2 protein-coding genes are annotated in these 2281 nt (G+C 72.9%); both read left to right on the top strand.

The window, feature by feature from the left end; genetic code table 11:
• Positions 1-194 precede the first annotated feature (194 nt).
• Entirely contained in the window at positions 195-1643 is a 1449-nt protein-coding gene (locus GA0115240_RS16980; protein WP_256069851.1) for an amino acid permease, read from the top strand.
• Positions 1640-2281: ArnT family glycosyltransferase (locus GA0115240_RS16975; protein ID WP_176725094.1), on the top strand; the 642-nt coding region annotated here is incomplete at its 3' end. The genes GA0115240_RS16980 and GA0115240_RS16975, both read left to right, overlap by 4 nt.

Genomic DNA, 2281 nt, shown 5'->3' with positions numbered 1-2281 from the left:
ACTCGTGCGGGTAAGCGTAGGCGCGCCGGTACGGGTGAGGCGACACACCGGAGTGGAGTAACCACTGCCGTCTCGAAACCGGAGCCGGCGGACCGATCCGGAGGTGCGCCCATGGCGGACGTCGACACACACGAAGACGACAGAGACGAGGAACGGACCGGCGCGCCGCCGCGCGGGCTGTCCGCACCAAGAGCATCGAGCAGTCCATCGCGGACACCGAGGAGCCCGAGCACGGCCTGCGCAAGTCGCTGTCCACCCTCGACCTGATCGTCTACGGTGTCGGCGTCATCGTCGGCACCGGCATCTTCGTGGTCACCGGCGCGGTGGCCAAGCAGTTCGCCGGCCCGGCCGTGGCGCTCGCCTTCATCGCCTCCGCGGTCGTCTGCGCGCTGGCCGCCCTGTGCTACGCCGAGTTCGCCTCCACCGTGCCGGTGGCCGGCTCCGCCTACACCTTCGGCTACGCCTCCATCGGGGAGCTGCCCGCCTGGATCATCGGCTGGGACCTGGTGCTGGAACTCGCCCTGGGCGCCGGCGTGGTGGCCGGCGGCTGGTCCGGCTACGTGGCCGAGCTGCTGTCGCACGTCGGCATCGAGGTGCCGGCCCGGCTGAGCCACAGCAGCGGCCGGTTCGGCTTCGACGTGCTGGCCGCGGGCCTGGTCCTGGTGCTCACCGGCGTGGTGATGGCCGGGATGAAGCTGTCCGCGCGGGTCACCGGGGTGGTGGTGGCGGTCAAGGTCACCGTGGTGCTGGTGGTCATCTTCGCCGGGCTGTTCTACATCACCGGCAGCAACTACCGGCCCTTCCTGCCGCCTTCCCGGCCCAACCCCGGCGGCGGCTCGCATCTGCACGCGCCGCTGGTGCAGGTGCTGTTCGGCTTCACCCCGACGTCCTTCGGCGTCATGGGCATCTTCTCCGCCGCCGCGGTGGTCTTCTTCGCCTTCATCGGCTTCGACATCGTGGCCACCGCGGCCGAGGAGACCCGCAACCCGCAGCGGGACATGCCGCGCGGCATCATCGGCTCGCTGGTGGTGTGCACCGTGCTGTACGTGGCGGTCTCCCTGGTGGTCACCGGCATGCAGAAGTACTCGCAGCTGGATACCGCCGCCCCGCTGGCGTCCGCCTTCAAGGCGGTCGGCGCGCCCTTCTGGGCCGGGCTGATCAGCTTCGGCGCGGCCGTCGGCCTGACCTCGGTGGTGATGATCCTGCTGCTCGGGCAGACCCGGGTGTTCTTCGCGATGAGCCGCGACGGGCTGCTGCCGCGGGCCTTCTCCCAGGTGCACCCCAAGTTCGGCACGCCCTACCGGACCACCGTGCTGCTCGGCGTGGTGGTGGCGCTGATCGCCGGCTTCTTCTCGGTCAGCGAGCTGGAGGAGATGGTGAACATCGGCACCCTGTTCGCCTTCGTCGTTGTGGCCGTCGGCGTGGTCGTGCTGCGCCGCACCCGGCCCGATCTGCCCCGGGCCTTCCGGGCGCCGTGGGTGCCGGTGCTGCCCGTGGTGTCGGTGTGCGCGTCGCTGTGGCTGATGCTCAACCTCAGCGTGGAGACCTGGCTCAGGTTCGCGGTGTGGATGGTGCTCGGCTTCGCCGTCTACTTCGGATACGGCCGCTCGCACAGCAGGCTGGGCCTCGGTTCCGACCGGTGATCCCGGCGGTCCGGCCGGCCGAGCGCGAGGCCCCGCCGGTCGCGCCCGCCGCCGGGGGCCGGCACCGGCCGCGTTTCTGGCCGGCGCTGGCCCCCGTGCTGGCGGCCCTGACCGCGCTGCTGCACCTGCCGTCCTTCCTGCGCGCGGTGTGGAATCCCGACGAGGGCTTCCTGGCCGTCCAGGCCAGGCTGCTGGCCCACGGCGGGGTCGTCTACCAGACCGTGGTGGACCGCAAGCCGCCGCTGCTGCCCTGGCTCTACGAGGGCCTGTTCGCGGTCTTCGGCGACACCTCGCTGTGGCCGCAGCGGGCGGCCGCGCTCGCCGCCCATCTGTCGACCGCGCTGCTGACCGCCGCGGTGGCCCGCCGCCGGTGGGGCGACCGCACAGGGGCGGCGGCCGGCCTCGGCGTGGCGCTGCTGTCGGTCGCGCTGGCCCCGGAGGACACCCAGGCGGCCACGTTCGAGGTCTTCATGCTGCCGTGGACGGTCGCGGCCCTGTGGTGCGCCGATCGCGCCCGGTTCGGCTGGGCGGGCGCGGCGCTGGCGGCGGCCGCGCTCACCAAGCAGACCGGCGCGGCGGCGCTCGCCCCGGTGGCCTGGCTGGCCTGGCGCGCATCCGGCACGGCGGCCCTGGGGCGG

The sequence above is a fragment of the Streptomyces sp. DvalAA-14 genome (assembly GCF_900091855.1).
In the GTDB taxonomy this organism is placed as follows: Bacteria; Actinomycetota; Actinomycetes; order Streptomycetales; family Streptomycetaceae; genus Actinacidiphila.
The sequence above is the reverse complement of the archived record's forward strand: the minus strand, read 5'-3'. Positions and strand labels throughout refer to the sequence as shown.